This window comes from Halobellus litoreus (genome assembly GCF_024464595.1).
Taxonomy (GTDB): domain Archaea; phylum Halobacteriota; class Halobacteria; order Halobacteriales; family Haloferacaceae; genus Haloquadratum; species Haloquadratum litoreum.
Map to the genome: position 1 here is coordinate 468,444 of NZ_JANHAW010000003.1, position 16,399 is coordinate 484,842.

Genomic DNA, 16,399 nt, shown 5'->3' on the forward strand with positions numbered 1-16,399 from the left:
GTCACTCGAACCGATGCGGGAGGACGAACTGGCGACGGCGGCGGTCGAGCACTTCGAGACCGCGTTCGAGGACCCCGAAATCGGCCTCGAAGAGCCGTACGACCACTACGGCAACCGGGGAAGCGTCGATCTCTACGTCCGGACGAAACCGCCCGAGCGGACCGAGTATCTCGTCGAGTTGAAAGCGGATCCGGCCGTGAGAATGGCCGGTGGAGCCAACGAGATCCTCAGGCAGTACCGGCGAATGGAGCGGTACTTCTACCGCGACGACGAGCACAGCCTCCGGAAGCGCCTCGGTCGGGAGGGGCCGGGGCTGTACCTGCTGTTGCTCTTCGCCCCGACGGCTCGCTGCGTCGAACACGTGCACGAGCACCGCCGGCTCTACGGATCGGTCGACGCGGACCTGACCGTCGACGGCGTCCCGGCGACCCGGAAGATCGCGTTCCTGGCTAACCTCGACGACGCGGCGGCCGGTGGGCTCGGATTCCTCTCGGTGAACGGCGAGGCGGGGATCGGCTCCGCGGCGTTCGAGTCGGCCGTCCCCGAAGGCTCCCGGCTCGCGGCGGCGCTCAGCGAAGTAGATATATCGACATAAGATTGATATCTGGGCGTGGGGAGAGCATTCGTTTCTCGACCGGCTGCCCTCGAAAGGGAATCTGACGAACTCGAGAGCGGACTCAGTCGGGGCGGGGGTCGTTCACCACGCGCGTTCGAGAATCCCGACGATCTCTCCGACCGTCGGATCGAGGCCGTCGGGCGCGACGTCGAGCAGGTCGTCATCGGCCACGATCGCGGCGACCTCGGGGAAGTGCTCCTGTTCGACGCCCTCGACGTCGCGGAGTCGGTTGGGCAGTCCGAGGTCGTCGCGGACGGCCGCGACGGCGTCGACGACGCCCGCCGCGACGGCGGTGTCGGAGAGCCCCGCGACGTCGACGCCCAGTGCCTCTCCGAGCAGGTCCCGCCTCCCGTCGACCGAATCGAAGACGTACCGGAGAACCTGAGGTGCGAGGACGCCGTGGATCGTTCCCTGGTGAACGTCGTGCCCGTGCGAGAAGCCGTGGCCGAACGCGTGGATGATCGAGGCGCGGTAGCCGTCCACCCCGGCGAGCCCGTACTGGACGTTCACGATTCCACCCAGGACGTCCGCGAGTCGGTCCGCGTCCATCGGCTCCGCCCGAATCGTTCGCAGCCCCGACTGGAGGAGGCGCAGACCGCGAGCGGCGGTCCCGTCGGTGACGGGCGTCGCGTGCGGCGAGTACAGCATCTCGATTCCCTTATCGAAGCCGTTCATCGCGGAGGCGGCGAGGACAGAGGTCGGCGTCGTCCGGTACAGGTCGCCGTCGTAGAACAGCGCCTCGGGCATCAGCCGGGGATCACCGACGCCGCCGGTTTCGTGGCTCGCGTCGGCCGAGACGTCGCCGTCGAGGGTGAGCGTCACCCCCGCGATATCCGAGAGGTCCGCGCCAGCCAGCGTCGTCGGGACGGCGACGATCGGGAGCGGATCGCCGTCGGCCGCGACGGGCAACTCGCCGGTCTCGACGGCGCGCTCGGCGACCGACTCGCTGTCCTCGTGCGAGGAGAGCGCCGCGAGGGTCTTCGTCGTGTCCAACGTGCTGCCGCCGCCGACGGCGACGACGACGTCGACGTCGCGGTCGCGGGCCAGTCGGAGGCCGTCGAGCGCGGTGCCGAGCGTCTTCGCGGGCGTCGTCTCCGGGAACTCCGCGACGAGCCGGTCGCCGAGTCCCTCGCGGATCGGGTCGACGACCGCCGGCGTCGTGCCCGCGGTCCGGCCGCCGACGAGCAGCGCCCGCTCACGTCCGCGTCGGTCGAGTTCGTCGCCGAGGCGGTCGAGACAGCCGGCACCGACGACGATCGTTCCGGGGCGGAAGTCGAAGGTGAATCCCTGGGTCCGGGTCATACCCCGGACCACGGCGCGGCGGGGGAAAGTTTTACCCCGGTTCTGCGCGTTTCGACCGCTACGCCGACCCCGGCAGCGATCGCTATCCCCGGTCGTCGTCGACCGCTTCGAGCCTGGCGATCGCGTCGTCGAACGCCTCCCGGATCGGGTCGGCGGCGTCGCCGCCGATCATCGTCCGAGGTCGAGGTCGAGTTCGAGCGAGTCCAGAATGCTGTGGTAGACGGCTCGTTTGTCCGTTCCCGTGTTCCTGCAGAGCGCGTCGATATCCTCGGCGGTGAACGTCGGGCCGAGTTCGACGAGCAGGTCGTGAAACGACGCCGAGTACCGGGGGCGCTCCTCTTCGCTTCGGGCGACCAGTCCCGCGTCGACGAGCCCATCGAGTGCGATCTCGAAATCGGGTTCGGTCGCCGGAGCGTCCGGGCGGGTGCCGTACTCCGGGTGGTTGGCGAACTGATAGAAGTGATCGGCGGCGGACCGGATCGACGGGTCCCCCTCGTCGAGAAACTCGTACACTCGGGCTCTGGCGTCGTCGAGCGACTCCGGGTCCGGGGCGTCGACGTCGGCTCCGTACCGCCACAGCAACGCCTCGATCAGTTCCGAATCGATATCGTACCGTTCGATCAGATCGTGGGCTCGGTCGGACACGAAGCGGACTTCGGAACGGCCCAAAATAAAACATCACCGCGGACGCTTCGCCGCCGGAGATCGAGAATCGCGAGTCGAACAGCGTAAGTCGTCGTATCGACTCGCGGGAGGTATGGAGGTCCTCGGCCGGCTGCTCGGACTGCTCGCGCTGCTCTCGGTCGGGACCGGACTGCGGTTCTCTGGCGTGCTCGACGCGGGAAGGACCCAGCGGCTCAACGCGCTCGCGTACTACGTCGCCCTCCCGGCGCTCGTCTTCGTCTCGACGTACGACCGGGCGGTCGGCGAACTACTGACGGCGGACCTGTTCGTGGGGGTGCTGGCGGTGGTCTTTACCACCGCGGGCATCGCGTGGCTCGTCCATCGCCGACAGGACCGTCGCGGCCGGCAGAGCGTCGCCATCATCCAGTCGTACCACTCCAACCTGGGATACCTCGGACTGCCGCTCGTCGCAGCCACGTTCGACGCCCGCGTAACTGCGATCGCGAGCGTCGTCCTCGGCGTGGCGTCGCTGACGCAGGTGCCGCTCACGATCGTCGTCCTCAGCGCGATCAACGAGGCGGACGCCTCGGTCGCGAGGGAGTTGGGCAGACTCGCCCGCAACCCCGTTCTCGTGATCCTCGTCGTCGGACTGACGGTCGGATCGCTCGGACTGTCGGTTCCCGGGCCGGTGACTGCGGGGCTCGACGTCCTCGGGGCGCTGGCGCTACCGATCGCGCTGCTTTGCGTCGGCGCGTCGCTCCAGATCGATCGACCGAACGTCGACATCGGCGCGAGTGGGGCCGTCGTCGCGACGAAAATCGCGGTTATGCCGGTGCTGGCCTGGGCCGCCTTCTCGCTGCTCGGCGTGGACGCCGCGACATTCACGGCCGCGATCGTGATGCTCGGAACGCCGACGGCGGTGTCGACGTACGTGTTCGCGAACGAACTCGGCGGGGACGAGGAGTTCGCGTCGCTGAACGTGTTTCTCACCACGCTCGTGTCGGTCGGAACGCTGTTCGTGCTCATCCGTGCGGTCGGGTGAGCGGAACTGGTGCGGAGCGTGTGTGGCCGATCGGAAGCGGGTTCGGGCGCGGCCTCAGTCCGACGTCCTCCCAGAGCGCCACCCCGCGACGACGGCGTAATCGCGAACGAAGACGGCCAGCGACGGGGCCAGCACCACGGCCGCGAGCGGGCGGGCCGTCGCCGGCGAGAGAAGCGGCGTGAGCGCGAGTGTGATGAACACCATCTGGAGGCCCGCGAGCGGGCGACGAACGACGCTGTCCGGCAGGTCGGAGACGGAACGGCCGCGACGGCGACGGACCCCGCGCCCGAGTTTGAACAGGTAGCGCGCGGCCGACAGCGACAGGTACCAGACCGGCAGTTGCCCCCACAGCACCGCGACGACGGGCGCGACGAGGAAGCCGGTCGTGTCGAAGGCGAGGTCCAGTTTCGCCCCGAGGACGGTCCGGCGGCCGGTCCGACGGGCGAGGAACCCGTCGACGAAATCCAGCGCGCACCCCCCACCGTAGAGGAGCGCCGGCAGCCAGGCGATTTCGGCGCGCGGCGCGAGCGCGCCGAACCCCGCTAGGGCGGCGAAGAGGCCCCCGCGACTCAGCGTCACGAGGTTTGGAACGCCGAGCGACTCGTAGACGGACACGGGACGGTCCGTGGCGTCGGCCGCGGCCCGGTTTCCGGACCCGTCCGGTCGGTTCGCGCCGAGGTATCGGAAGCAGAACCACAGCTCGAAGGCCGCGACGGTCGCGGCGGGGAGGAACCACCGGGTCCCCACTCCTGGCGTCCAGGTGCCGGAGAGGCCGGTGTCTACGAGGGGGATACCACCGGTCACGACATACGACAGCAGCGCCGCGCCGCCGACGAGGAGCACCGAGACGGCCACCGACACGGTTGCCCACTCCCGGCGGAGCGTCGAGGGGACGGTCCGAACCGCGGTCACCGTTCGAACCCCGGATCTTCGAGCGTCGCGAGTCGCTCGCGGTCGGCGGCGGTCAGCCGCAGTCGGGCGGCCGCGAGGTTCGAAACGACGTGTTCGGAGTCGTTGCTGGCGGGAATCGGTACCACGCCGCGGTCGACGTGGAACGCGAGGGCGACGACCGCGGGGGAGACGCCGTGGTCGTCGGCGACCTCGCGAAGGGGCGGTTCGTCGAGGAGGCCCGGTGCCGACAGCGGCGAGTGCGCGACGACGCGGATCCCGCGCGCGTGACACCACTCGATCAGGTCCGTCCGCGGCAGATACGGGTGCGATTCGACCTGGACGATCGCCGGGGGAACCCGCGCCGCGTCGACGATCCGCTCAAGCTGGGGAAGCGACACGTTGCAGACGCCGAGCGTCCGCGTGAGCCCCCGCTCGTGCAGCCGTTCGAGCCGCTGCCAGGTCGCTTCGAGCGGGACGTCCACGGTCTCGGGATTTCCGTCGGCGTCGGTCGGAAACGTCAGGGCCTCCCGTTCGGCCACCGGTTTCGACGCAAGATCCGAGAGCGGCCCCTGGTGGGCCCACGCCTCGGGCCAGTGGAGCAGGTACGAGTCGAAGGCGTCGATCCCGAGTTCGTCGAGGCTCCCGCGACACGCTTCCGAGACGTGTTCGTGGTTCGTGTTCCAGACCTTGCCGATCAGGAACAGCCCTTCTCTGTCGGGCGATCCCGGCGCGTCGAGCAGGTCGCCGATCCGCGTCTCGTTGCCGTACAGTTCGGCCGAGTCGAACAGCCGGTAGCCGGCGTCCAGCGCGGTCGCGATCGAGTCGATTCGATCGACGTACTCGCCGTCGCGGTACCGCGAACAGCCGAATCCGACCCGCGGGAGCCGAATCGCGGCGTCGCGGACGGGCGGTCCGATCCGGTCTGCGGTTTCGGCCGTCCGCCGAACGGTCGCGTCCCGATACGACGGGCGAATCGAGGAAGGTCGAAGGTCGGATGCGTCTAACCCATCCGTCTCCGCGTCCGGGACGGGAACAGTCGTACCGTCGGCGGCGGCCCGTTCGACGGCGTTGCAGACGGCGACGACGTGCGCCGCGCGGCGAGCGCTCCGGATGGGGATTCGCCCGTCCGCCACCGCCGACGCGAGTCGCTCCGGGCCGGCGAGGTAGCGGCGCTCTCGCCGGGGCTGCGGATGAGGTGCCGCAACGTACGGTCGGCCCGCACCGCCGACGGAGACGGTGTCGCGTTCGGCCGCGAGCGCGCCGCTGTCGGCGAGGTACAGCGAGCCGTCGTCGCCGTGGAGTTCGAGGCTGTTGAACTCCCGCGATCGGTGAGGGGCATAGAGGCTCGCGGTGAGCCGCACGATCGGTCCCGACGCGAACTCGACCGTCGCTTCGACGTGTGCCGGCCGCCCGGGTGCTCGGTCCTCCCGATCGGGCCAGACGTCGAGCGCGTCGGCGCTTCTGACCGTCTCGACGGGACCGAAGCAGGAGACCAAGAGCGACAGGGGATACACCGCGCCGTCGTACAGCGGCCCCACGTCGAGGAAGGAGCCGGGATCGTCGTGCCACTCGGTCACGCGACCCACGTGAGCGTGTGCGTACCCCAATCGGATCGGACCGAAGCGGCCGTCGTCGAGAAACGAGCGGGCGTGCCGCTGCGCGTCACACCGGTGGTTTATGGGCGCGCAGCCGAGGGCGAGCCCTCGCCCCGCGGCGGTTTCGACGAGCGCCAGGGCGCGATCGGCGTCGAGTGCGATCGGTTTCTCGCTGAAGACGTGACGGTCCGCCTCGAGACAGGCGCTCGTGACGTCCGCGTGAGCCGCGTGGCTCGTGAGATTCACGATCAGGGGCGCTGACTCGGCGTCGAACAGGGTATCGAGATCCGAGTACGCCGTCGCGCCGTGATCCGCCGCCAGGCGCTCCGCCCGGTCGACGTCGAGGTCGCAGACGGCCGTCAGCCGGAGCTCGGAATCCTCCAGCCCCGAGGCGTACTTCTCGGCGACGGCGCCCGCGCCGACGAACGCGCACTTCATCGGTGGCGGTTCGCCCGCGGGGATAAAAAACGCGCTGGCAGGAGCGGGGTCTACGAGTGCCTCGGCGGGGTCGGGCCAACGGAGTAATCACAGGGCGCGTCGAATGGTCGGTATGGCACGGGTGGCCGTCGTCCACAACACGCTGGACTTCCAGGGCGGTGCCGACATCGTCTGTCTCTCCGTCTGTGCGGCGCTCCAAGGCGAACACGACGTCACGCTGTACACCCTCTCGGAAACCGATCCCGGAGCCCTCGCCGAGCGGTTCGACGTCGAGCTCGCACGTGAGAGGCTGAACGTCCGGAGGCCGACCGGTGGCGGGACCGCGTCCCGAACGCTCTCCGCTGCGGCCCCGTTCGTCGGCCCGCAGTTGCCGCTGCGGAGCGTTCTGGTCCATCGGCTCTTCGAGCGGGACGCCGAGGCGTTCGACCTCGTGGTGAGCACCGCGAACGAGTTCGCGTTCTCGCTCCCGTCGGTCCAGTACGTGCACTACCCGCAGTTTCACGCGAGACGGCTCGCGGACGACTCCTCGGACGCGTTGAATCGTCTCTGGAGCCGTCTCGCCGGGCCGAACCGAGCGGAGATCGCCAGCGACTCGCTCACAACACTCGCGAACTCTGAATGGACGGCCGACGTCGTCGAGCGTGTCTACGGGATCCGACCGGCGGTACTCCACCCGCCTGTCGATCCGATCGACGGCCGGTGGCAGTGGGAGGAGCGGGAAGACGGCGTCGTCGTCGTCGGGCGAATCGCGCCCGACAAGCGGGTGCTCGACGCCATTCGGGTGGTCGACGGCGTCCGCGAGCGCGGCCACGACGTGCACCTCCACATCGTCGGTGCAGCGCCGAGAGCGTATCGTCAGTACGTCGAACGCGTCGAGGCGGCGGCGAGCGAGCGAGCGTACGTCGCCGTCGAACGAGACGTCCCGCGGGACCGGATCGAGACCCTGCTCGGCACACACAGGTACGGCCTGAACCTCAAACCCGAGGAACACTTCGGGATGTCGGTCGCGGAGTACGTCGCTGCGGGGATGATCGCGTTCGCTCCCGACAGCGGTGGGCAGCGAGAGATTCTCGACGGGCGCGACGACCGACTGTTCGCGTCGGTCGAAGAGGCAGTCGAGCGGCTCGCCCACGCGGTCGAAACCGGGGAGCAGCCCTCGCAATCGGCGGATCGATTCGACAGCGGGCGGTTCCGCGAGGCGATCCGTCGGACAGTCGCTCGGGCCCTACATTAAAGACGATATACGTCGATTGTCAACGTATGGCTACCCAGACCTCGGACGGAATCGCGCTCCGGACGGAGACGCTGACCGGCCTCCACTGGGCGGGGATCGGGTTGGCAGCGATAACCGGACTCATCCACCTGTGGCTCGGCGTGAGCTTCGCTCCGAGCCCCATCGGAATCGCGTTCCTCGTGGCCACGGTGGGGTTTTTCGCCGGCGTCGCCGCCGTGCTGGTCGATTACCGCCGCCGGCTGATGTATCTCCTCGGGATCCCCTTCACGGCCGGACAGGTCGTAATGTGGTACCTCGTCAACGCCCCCGACTTCGGCCCGCCGGGGATCGCAGACAAAGTCGTACAAGTGCTGTTGATCGCCGTCCTGATCGCGCTGTATCGGCAGTCGGCCTAACGGCGAAAACTACTCGATGTGGCCTTCTTCGCGCAGTTGCTCGGCGTCCTGCTCGGAGTACCGCCACTCGATGTTCGCCTTCTCGTCCTGCCAGTCCCACGGCTCGACGAGGACCACGTCGCCCTCGTTGATCCAGGTTCGGTACTTCATCCGGCCGGGGATCCGGCCCATCCGGTTCTTGCCGTCTGCACATCGAACGCGAACGTGGTTGCCGCCGTTGTGTTCGGTCACAACCGCGAACAGCTCGTCACCGTGGGGCATCCGTAGGTTCCGACGCCCTGATTCTTCAGTCACAACGGTAATACGTCGGCAGGGCTCATAAATGGCCGGTTCCCCTCACGCGGTCGTGCGATCCGTTCACACGGCTGTGGCCGCGTGCAGTCCATCGCAGTGACGGTCGAAGCATTGACATCCTCCTCCGCGTGAACGCGGAGGAATCCCGACCGCAGTTGGGATCTGACGGTTTGGAACTCGCCTGTTCGCTCGGTGCGAAACGCCCCGAGTCCTCTGTCGGAGGGTTCTGAGTTATCTTTCTGCGAATGTTCACCGCACCATTCTTGAACATCGTCGGAGTCGCGTTCGTCCTGACATAGATCTACAACGCCACCCGGAGCGTCCTGCTCGCTTCTCAAACTGGTTTAACTAGACAGTGCCGACGAAACATTAATATAAACAAAATTAGTAATACTAGTATTATATAAATATCGAGCAATTAAGCAGACGGTCACGCCCGTCAGGACGTTCACCGTCCGACGCCACGCGACCGGATGTTCGCTCAGCGAAACAGCAGCGGTTCTTGCTGAATCGGGCGTATAACGATCTCAGCAGGAGATGCAGGTCGGTACATCGGCTGGCTGACAGCGTTCCAGATCCGAAGTCGTTAACGAGACCCTGGTCCGATTTAGCGGCGAGTTGTCTTGGAAATGCATTGCAATAAAGATCGACTCAAAGTTGCTGCTCGGTACCGATCACTATGAACGATGAGGCACCGATACAGCGACTAAGTTTCACATCGGCAAAATACGGATTGAATTCTTCCATCACTCGTGTGATAACAGTAGGGCAATCGTCGCCCACTGCCTTGCACAGTTCGCCAAGTGGTGTAACTTTCACCGACTGCATCAAGCGCCGAGCGACCGAGCGACAGCTAAAAAACATTAGTAGACAGTTACTTTTGGAAACTTACTAATTATTTGTTGTATGGATTGCACGCCCAGACGCGTTTTCAGCCGCTTCCATTACGGCTTCGGACAAGGTAGGATGGGTGTGAATTGTCGCCGAAACATCGTCGATTGTTGCTCCCATTTCAATAGCTAGACCGACCTCTCCAACTAATTCAGAAGCTTCCGGTCCAACTAGCTGACCACCCAGAAGCATTCCGGTTTCCTCATCTGCGATTAATCGGACGAACCCCTCAGACGTTCCTGTTGTAAGGGCCCTTCCAGAGGCACTGAACGGGAACTCACCTGTTATAAACTCGATGTTGCTCGACTGGGCGCGCTCCGGTGTCCATCCCACCTGTGCGATCTCTGGCTCTGTGAAAACCACTGCCGGAATCGTTTGATAGTCAACTGCAGCAGGCTCACCCGCGATGACCTCCGCAGCCGTTTTTCCCTCCATACTTGCCTTATGTGCTAATAGAGGTTCACCCGCAGTATCTCCGACAGCATAGATATTATTGTAGTTAGTTTGGCATCTCTCGTTAGTGTCGATGAAGCCGTTTTCCGTCACCGAGATACTGATGTCTTGCACTCCGACCGTGTCCGTGACCGGTTCACGACCTACTGCGACGAGTACTTTATCAGCTGCAAGCGTACGTTCTTCACCATCCTCGGTTTCCGTTTTGAGAGTGACCCGGTCCCCCGCCAATTCCCATTCACTGGCCATCTCGCCAAATCGGAAATTGATGCCGAGATCTTCGGCGCGTTCCCTAACGGGAGCGACTAGGTCATCAGCGTACATCGGTATTATCGAATCCAACATTTCTACGACAGTGACGTCGCTCCCAAGCTTTGCGAACACGCCCGCCATCTCTATCCCGATATATCCCGCACCGATAATCGCTAACTTCTCTGGTAGCGACTCAAGCGCGAGAGCTTGTTTGGAGTTGAGAATCGGTCCATCGCTGTACGAAAAGCCCGGAATCTCTACCGGACGACTCCCTGTCGCGATGATCGCATCTTGAAACTCGATGGGTTCTTTTTCGCCTTCGGACCGTACAACGGCAGAGTGTTCATCGACTAACTTTGCTTCACCGTTCACTAATTGGACCCCGTTCGTCCGGCACAGACCTTCGACACCATTGGTTAGATTTGAGACAATTCCCTCTTTCCAGTCCACCATTTCCGAAAGATCAACTTGAAAATCCCCGTAAATTCCCATCCGTTCCGCATTCCCCGCTTCGAATGCGAGGTTGGAAGCAGTAATCAATGCCTTTGATGGGATGCAGCCATAATTTAAGCAGGTCCCGCCGAAAGCGTCTTTCTCAACCAGTGTAACATCCATATCCAACTGTCCTGCCCGGATAGCAGCAACATATCCGCCAGAACCCCCACCAATCACTAGCACGTCAGTCGAATTTGGTATGCCAGCATCAGACATACGTAGCGCCATTCGACATTGTGTATTAAATTGAAGGGTTTGGTCTCTTCCGCCACAATCTGAGGTTTTCCAACTACGTATGCTGAGGCGACAGCGGGAACTATCGTAAAGGTTAGTCCCCTCGTTGTCCCGGCTTGTCAGAGGACTCGACCGTCGCAGTAGGATCGTCGAGTGTCCTCGTCGATACGAGTCCACATACCTCAACGGATGTATGACGACGAAGAAAGTGGCTATCACGGCCGTGCCACCGACGCGCTGTTTATCGAAACCCACGCGAAGTTCGGTACTACTACTTGGACTGGTCCGATGTGGAGTCACGCTATCGCTTGCCCGAGAAAGCGATAGTGACGGCCACGACGCGGAATGGGACGTTCGGTTGGTTACTATCTCGTGGGGCCCGCTCTGTAGGCCGGTCGGCGGCGTCCGCACTACGGGCTTCGTTGAGCCAGCCCAGAACGCTCAGACCAAACTAGGTGGTCACTTTGTGCGTTACCGATGCTGAACTCCCCCCTGGTGATGCAACAGATATCAGTGACATGTGATATGTATATTCCGTTATGTTGGCTCGTGAGATTTCGTAAGTGCGGGGTGCCACGGTGTTAATTTCCGGTCAGACTTCTACACCACTTCTGACTGCCGGGAGAAGGTATCCCGCCGCGTCAAGTCAGTCCTCGAGATGCGTGACGTAGACCGCTTTTTCGTGGGAAAAGAACTCCAACGCCTGGCGCCCTTGCTCCTTGAATGTCTCACTGCTTGACTGTTTCCGGCCACCGAAGGGCATCTGCATCCCAACGCCGGTTGACGTTTGGTTTACCTTCACGACACCGGTTTCAATATCTCGGGTGAATCGTTGGGTACGACTTAGATCATTCGTACATAAGGATGCAGTGAGACCATAATCGACTCCGTTAGCCACCGAAATCGCTTCCTCAAATCCGGAGACCGATAGCACAGCGAGAACTGGTCCGAAAATTTCCTCTTGCGCGATTCGCATATCCGGTTCGACCTCTGTAAACACCGTCGGCTCAACAAAGAACCCATCTTCATACTCTCCGCCAGTGAGTTGATCCCCCCCAACGGCCAGGGTAGCTCCTTCGTTCTCACCGATCGCAATATATTCGAGGTCACTATCCAGCTCCGACTGACTCACCTTCGGCCCTAGATTGGGATCTGACTCCGTAGGATTAGCGACAGTGAGGTCCTCTACACTCTTAATTAGCTGCTCCAGGTACTCATCGTAGACCTCTTCAAATACGATAGCGCGGCTCGTCGCCGTGCACGCTTGCCCTGCAATTCCACTAAAGGCACCACTAATAGTTAGTTGTACGGCGTGTTCGATGTCCGCCGTTTCATCGACGATGATGGGATTTTTCCCACCCATTTCCGTCTGAACACGCTTTCCATCGGAGACTGCAGATTCGTAAACGTGCTTCCCGACTCGGGAACTACCGGTGAACGAAACGACGTCCACCGAATCGGAGGTGACTATTTCGTCACCAACCTCACTCCCACTTCCAGGAACGAAATTGAGAACGCCCGCTGGAAGGTCGGCCTTATCAAATGCCTGGACGAGTGCGGCCGCGGTGCCGGGAGTCAGAGAGGCAGGCTTGAAAACCACAGTATTTCCAGCAACCAGAGCAGGAGCAATTTTCCACGTCGGTATCGCGATTGGGAAGTTCCAGGGAGTGATTACCCCTGCTGTCCCCCAAGGTTCCCGTTTCGTGTATGTAAGCGTTTGCTGACTCGCACTGGGCGGTGCAATACCCCCTTTGTCTCGAGCTACCTCGGCATAATAATTCAAGAGGTCAACAGTCCGCTGTACCTCTCCACGAGCGGAACCCTCTGTTTTACCGAGTTCTCGGACCACGAGGTCCACGATTTCGTCAAACCGCTCCTCAACTACCTCGGCTGCATCTCGAAGGTAGGAACCACGCTCTGGCTGTGTCAGACTTTTCCACTCGTCCTGCGCCTCAACGCTTGCGTCAATCGCTTGCTTAGCAGTCCCCCGGTTTCCCTTGGAAACCCGAGCAACAACTTCCTGAGTATTCGCGGGGTTCTGGCTGGCGATTTCGTCACCTGTCTCGATCCACTCACCGTTGATGTACACGTTTTCAGTTAACATTTTACCAGCCGCTGTACTCGGTTGCTCTTACGGATCCTTAATACAATTTTCGAAAGTGGTTCGACGATAATAATATGTGGAACGTCAAATTCCTCGTAACCGCTGCTCGAAGTATATTGGTCGCGAATTTGTGAAACGTTTCGACTGTATTTCAGGCAGAGATGACCGTTACCGGAATATCCGCTTCCAAAATGACAGACTGAGTAACACTTCCTAAGATGGCTTTTTGCGTCGGACTGCGCTTTTTTCCTGATAAAACGATCTCGTCAAAATCACCCTCCTCAGCGAGTAACACGATTCCCTTAGCTGGTGGAGAACTTACACCCTGGGTATTAACGTCAATGCCAGCATCTTCTAGCACCCGTTTCGCTGCTCTGACTGCTTCCGATCGATCCGGCTGCTGCATCTGTGCGGGAACATCTTTCTCAGATCCTGTCAAGGCGTGAACGAGAGTCACACTGAGTTCCTCTGCAGCGCTTGGAAGTCGGGTGACGTACTCGGCTTGCTTTTCAGCCCGTTTATTCTCGCCTCCAACAGGAATCAAGATTCGATATGCCATCACACACCCCGTTCTGATTGCCACTATATAAACTACCGGGAGAGGCCCACCCGTTTGTAGACTTGGTACCTCGCGAAGCAGGCTAGTTTAGAAATCTGACTGTGTGTACGCCGACCGGCTGGTGGACAGTGGAACCTCCGAAACGAAGTTGCGTAATCTCTTCATCAGCCGAGTTGACGAAGAAGTTTTCCTCTGCTAACGACCGTCCTTCAGGTGAGCGATCGCTGGCCGGAGAACCCCCGCGGGGGGCTTCCGGACTATTCTCCGTACCGTTTTCGCTGATCTCAATGTAACTAAACAGTACCGTCGCTGGGGCAGTTCCTACGGAGTCCACCCCCCAGTTTTGACCCGTCGAGTGAAGTCTCACTGGAAGATGCTCTACCCGATCGACCCAAGCAATGGAATTTTGCCTTTGGATCTTAACCCGGAGGTATGGACTTAGTAGATCGCCCCCGTCGCCTTCGAATAGACGGAATCAGCGAGATGGTACGCGAGACGTCACTCTCCGCCACCGACCTGATTGCTCCTGTCTTCGTGGATGCGACAATCGACGAGCGCGTCCCGATCGAGTCGATGCCTGGTCACGAACGCCTGCCCGTCGATCATACGGTCGATCGCGTTGAAGAGATACTGGATACCGGCGTCGAGTCAATTCTCCTCTTCGGTGTGCCAGCGAAAAAAGACGAGGTGGGGTCGCGGGCCGACGCCACAGACGGTGTCGTTCAAGAGGCGACTCGAGCGATCTCTTCTGAAACTAGTGCTACGGTAATCACCGACGTTTGCCTGTGCGAGTACACAGACCACGGTCACTGCGGTGTTCTCGAGGAATCGGCTCCTGAACAGACCACGCTCACGGTCCAGAACGACCCGACACTCGATCGCTTAGCCGACATCGCGGTCTCTCACGCCGAAGCCGGTGCCGACGTTGTTGCTCCTTCAAGTATGACCGACGGGATGGTCGGAGCTATCCGAGCGGGTCTTGACGACGCTGGGTTCAATGACATCCCGATTCTAAGCTACGCGGTGAAGTACGAGAGCGCTTTCTACGGCCCCTTTCGCGACGCCGCTGATGGTGCACCGGCTTTCGGGGACCGCCGGCATTACCAGATGGACCCTGGCAATCGCCGCGAGGCAATCCGGGAAGTTGATCAAGACGTAGAACAGGGCGCTGACTTTCTCATAGTTAAGCCAGCTCTCCCTTACCTCGACATCGTGAGAGATGTCCGGGAGCACTCCACTCTACCGGTCATCGCGTACAACGTCAGCGGAGAGTACGCTATGATCCAAGCCGCCGCCGAGAAGGGCTGGCTCGACCTCGAAGCCGCGGCAATGGAGTCGCTCCTCTCCATCGAACGAGCCGGCGCGGACGCCATTGTGACTTACTTTGCCGAGCAGATTGCCGAGCGACTGGACTGATATTCGCCGCATAAGTATTAGTTGACCGAGTCCTGTCTGTTTGTGGAATTGGAGTTGCTCGTAGAAAACAATACACTCATAGGTGGTTCACCCTACGTTGCGCTTATGCAGTCGCCAACTGCGCACCACCTTGGAATAGCCGTGGAGGACTTGGAAACAATGGTCGCGTTCTACAGGGACACGCTTGATTTCGAGGTGACACAGGAGTTTACCCTCGCCGGTGAAGCGTTTTCGAAGGGTCTCGGTATCGAAGACACGAAAGGCGAGTTCGTCCGGCTCTCGATGGGGGACATACTTCTGGAGCTTGTTGAATACACCCCCGCACATAATCCGACACCGTCGAGTGGTGTCGCAGATCCAGGATCAATACATATTGCGGTCTCATATGACGACGTGAACGAGTTTTACGAGGAACTCAGCGACGTCGAGACCGTCAGTGAGCCCGTCACGACTCCCAGCGGCACTACGATCGTGTTTCTTCGCGACCCTGAGAACAACCTCGTCGAGATCGTCTCTGGGTAGATTTTTTCTCGTACGTGTACAGAAGATGTGGTGAACGATCCGTGACCGAAGAAGTCGGTTCACCCCGGTCCTATTGGGAATAATATAGAATGATATATAAGGTAGTTCTAGATATTGCACTTCATGGTACAGGTAGACATCCTGTCACAGATAATACTGTATGGGGTCCTGACCGGTGGGGTCTACGCCCTCGTCGCGATGGGGCTCTCACTGATATTCGGAGTGATGGACGTAGTGAATTTCGCGCATGGGGCGTACCTTATGCTCGCGATGTATAGTTCGTACTTTGCCTGGCAATTACTTGGACTCGACCCGTTCTTGTCCATCCTGTTGGTGGCACCGGCGTTCTTCGTCTTCGGCGTGATTAGTGAGCGGCTCATCATTCACCCGATCATTGACGAGCCCGACTTCGCGCAGATTTTCGCGACTGTTGGGCTCATTTGGGTGTTCGAAAACTTTGCCCACTACTTCATCGGCACTGATCCCAAAGGGATCGATGCAGGGTACGGTGGGATGTCGCTGTTAGGCGTCCCCGTGCAAGAAGTACGTGTCTATGGGTTCGTCATCGCGCTGCTGACTGCGCTTGGAATGTACCTGTTATTGGAAAAGACAAAAATTGGCCTTGCCATTCGCGCGACGGCACAAGATAAGGAAGCTGCGGAGCTTATGGGTATGAGCAGTGAGGTCGTCTATATGGTAACCTTCGGACTCGGCATCGCTTTGGTAGGTGTCGCGGGTCCAGTTATGGCATCGATTTACTCGACCACGCCCACGGTCGGGGCGAACTACGTATTGATTGCGTTCGTTGTCGTGGTTCTTGGCGGATTAGGTGACGTCTTCGGCGTCCTCTGGGCCGGTGTGCTCATTGGGATTGTCGATGCTGCCGTGGCCTACTTCTACGAACCGACGTTGAGCGCCCCGGTTTACTACACGATATTCATCGCCGTCCTCGTGCTTCGAGCAACCGGTCACCTTGGCGGATCTGATGAAGGCCTCCTGAGCCGGATCGCTAATCTAGCGTCCTCAAACAAAAGTTCCTGAA

15 protein-coding genes and 2 pseudogenes are annotated in these 16,399 nt (G+C 61.3%); 8 read left to right on the plus strand and 9 right to left on the minus strand.

Annotated elements, in window-relative coordinates; translation table 11 throughout:
• The first annotated feature begins 13 nt into the window (after positions 1 to 13).
• Entirely contained in the window at positions 14 to 595 is a 582-nt protein-coding gene (locus tag NO360_RS16520) for a hypothetical protein (protein WP_256308960.1), read from the plus strand.
• 102 nt (positions 596 to 697) lie between these two features.
• Here the strand turns inward: NO360_RS16520 and NO360_RS16525 are convergent, their stop codons facing one another.
• Positions 698 to 1,918: an iron-containing alcohol dehydrogenase family protein gene (locus tag NO360_RS16525; protein WP_256308961.1), complete on the minus strand. Its 1,221-nt coding sequence runs from the start codon at positions 1,916 to 1,918 to the stop codon at positions 698 to 700.
• Between the two features lie 168 nt (positions 1,919 to 2,086).
• On the minus strand, positions 2,087 to 2,563 hold the full coding sequence (locus NO360_RS16530) for a hypothetical protein (protein WP_256308962.1): 477 nt from the start codon (positions 2,561 to 2,563) through the stop codon (positions 2,087 to 2,089).
• A gap of 112 nt (positions 2,564 to 2,675) precedes the next feature.
• On the opposite strand from NO360_RS16530, the gene NO360_RS16535 reads away from it, so the two are divergent.
• The gene (locus NO360_RS16535) at positions 2,676 to 3,584 is read left to right on the plus strand and encodes an AEC family transporter (protein WP_256308963.1); all 909 of its coding nucleotides are present in this window, start codon (positions 2,676 to 2,678) and stop codon (positions 3,582 to 3,584) included.
• 54 nt (positions 3,585 to 3,638) lie between these two features.
• Here NO360_RS16535 and NO360_RS16540 read toward each other — a convergent pair whose 3' ends face one another.
• Both NO360_RS16540 and NO360_RS16545 read right to left on the minus strand, forming a co-directional pair.
• Positions 3,639 to 4,496 carry a CDP-alcohol phosphatidyltransferase family protein gene (locus tag NO360_RS16540; RefSeq protein ID WP_256308964.1) on the minus strand — a complete coding sequence of 286 codons (858 nt, stop codon included), beginning with the start codon at positions 4,494 to 4,496 and terminating at the stop codon, positions 3,639 to 3,641.
• Complete coding sequence (locus tag NO360_RS16545) at positions 4,493 to 6,508, minus strand: aldo/keto reductase (protein WP_256308965.1); 2,016 nt, start codon at positions 6,506 to 6,508, stop codon at positions 4,493 to 4,495. Before NO360_RS16545 ends, NO360_RS16540 begins: the two co-directional genes overlap by 4 nt.
• Before the next feature lie 112 nt (positions 6,509 to 6,620).
• Here NO360_RS16545 and NO360_RS16550 point away from each other — a divergent pair, with 112 nt between their 5' ends.
• Together NO360_RS16550 and NO360_RS16555 are read left to right on the plus strand one after the other, a co-directional pair.
• Positions 6,621 to 7,742, plus strand: coding sequence for a glycosyltransferase (locus tag NO360_RS16550; protein ID WP_256308966.1), 1,122 nt, complete (start codon positions 6,621 to 6,623; stop codon positions 7,740 to 7,742).
• Between the two features lie 26 nt (positions 7,743 to 7,768).
• Entirely contained in the window at positions 7,769 to 8,137 is a 369-nt protein-coding gene (locus NO360_RS16555) for a DUF7475 family protein (protein WP_256308967.1), read from the plus strand.
• A 9-nt stretch (positions 8,138 to 8,146) separates the two neighbouring features.
• On the opposite strand, the gene eif1A is transcribed toward NO360_RS16555, so the two are convergent.
• Positions 8,147 to 8,431 (minus strand): translation initiation factor eIF-1A, encoded by a 285-nt coding sequence (gene eif1A, locus NO360_RS16560; RefSeq protein ID WP_103992336.1) that lies wholly within the window; start codon positions 8,429 to 8,431, stop codon positions 8,147 to 8,149.
• Positions 8,432 to 8,453: 22 nt separating this feature from the next.
• Positions 8,454 to 8,693: pseudogene (locus NO360_RS19120) on the minus strand (hypothetical protein); the annotation flags it as partial.
• A gap of 128 nt (positions 8,694 to 8,821) precedes the next feature.
• Here NO360_RS19120 and NO360_RS19125 point away from each other — a divergent pair.
• Positions 8,822 to 9,298: pseudogene (locus NO360_RS19125) on the plus strand (hypothetical protein).
• A gap of 24 nt (positions 9,299 to 9,322) precedes the next feature.
• On the opposite strand, the gene lpdA reads toward NO360_RS19125, so the two are convergent.
• The 3 genes from lpdA to NO360_RS16580 form a co-directional block, all read right to left on the minus strand.
• Positions 9,323 to 10,738, minus strand: a complete 1,416-nt coding sequence (gene lpdA / locus NO360_RS16570) for a dihydrolipoyl dehydrogenase (protein ID WP_256308969.1) — start codon at positions 10,736 to 10,738, stop codon at positions 9,323 to 9,325.
• A gap of 664 nt (positions 10,739 to 11,402) precedes the next feature.
• Positions 11,403 to 12,860 (minus strand): aldehyde dehydrogenase family protein, encoded by a 1,458-nt coding sequence (locus tag NO360_RS16575; RefSeq protein ID WP_256308970.1) that lies wholly within the window; start codon positions 12,858 to 12,860, stop codon positions 11,403 to 11,405.
• 151 nt (positions 12,861 to 13,011) lie between these two features.
• Positions 13,012 to 13,419: a universal stress protein gene (locus NO360_RS16580; RefSeq protein WP_256308971.1), complete on the minus strand. Its 408-nt coding sequence runs from the start codon at positions 13,417 to 13,419 to the stop codon at positions 13,012 to 13,014.
• Between the two features lie 432 nt (positions 13,420 to 13,851).
• Between NO360_RS16580 and hemB the strand changes: the two genes are divergently transcribed.
• The 3 genes from hemB (at position 13,852) to NO360_RS16595 (ending at position 16,398) form a co-directional block, all read left to right on the plus strand.
• Positions 13,852 to 14,835 carry a porphobilinogen synthase gene (hemB, locus tag NO360_RS16585; protein WP_256308972.1) on the plus strand — a complete coding sequence of 328 codons (984 nt, stop codon included), beginning with the start codon at positions 13,852 to 13,854 and terminating at the stop codon, positions 14,833 to 14,835.
• Positions 14,836 to 14,940: 105 nt separating this feature from the next.
• Positions 14,941 to 15,357 (plus strand): VOC family protein, encoded by a 417-nt coding sequence (locus NO360_RS16590; protein WP_256308973.1) that lies wholly within the window; start codon positions 14,941 to 14,943, stop codon positions 15,355 to 15,357.
• Positions 15,358 to 15,480: 123 nt separating this feature from the next.
• Positions 15,481 to 16,398, plus strand: a complete 918-nt coding sequence (locus NO360_RS16595) for a branched-chain amino acid ABC transporter permease (protein ID WP_256308974.1) — start codon at positions 15,481 to 15,483, stop codon at positions 16,396 to 16,398.
• Position 16,399: the final 1 nt, after the last annotated feature.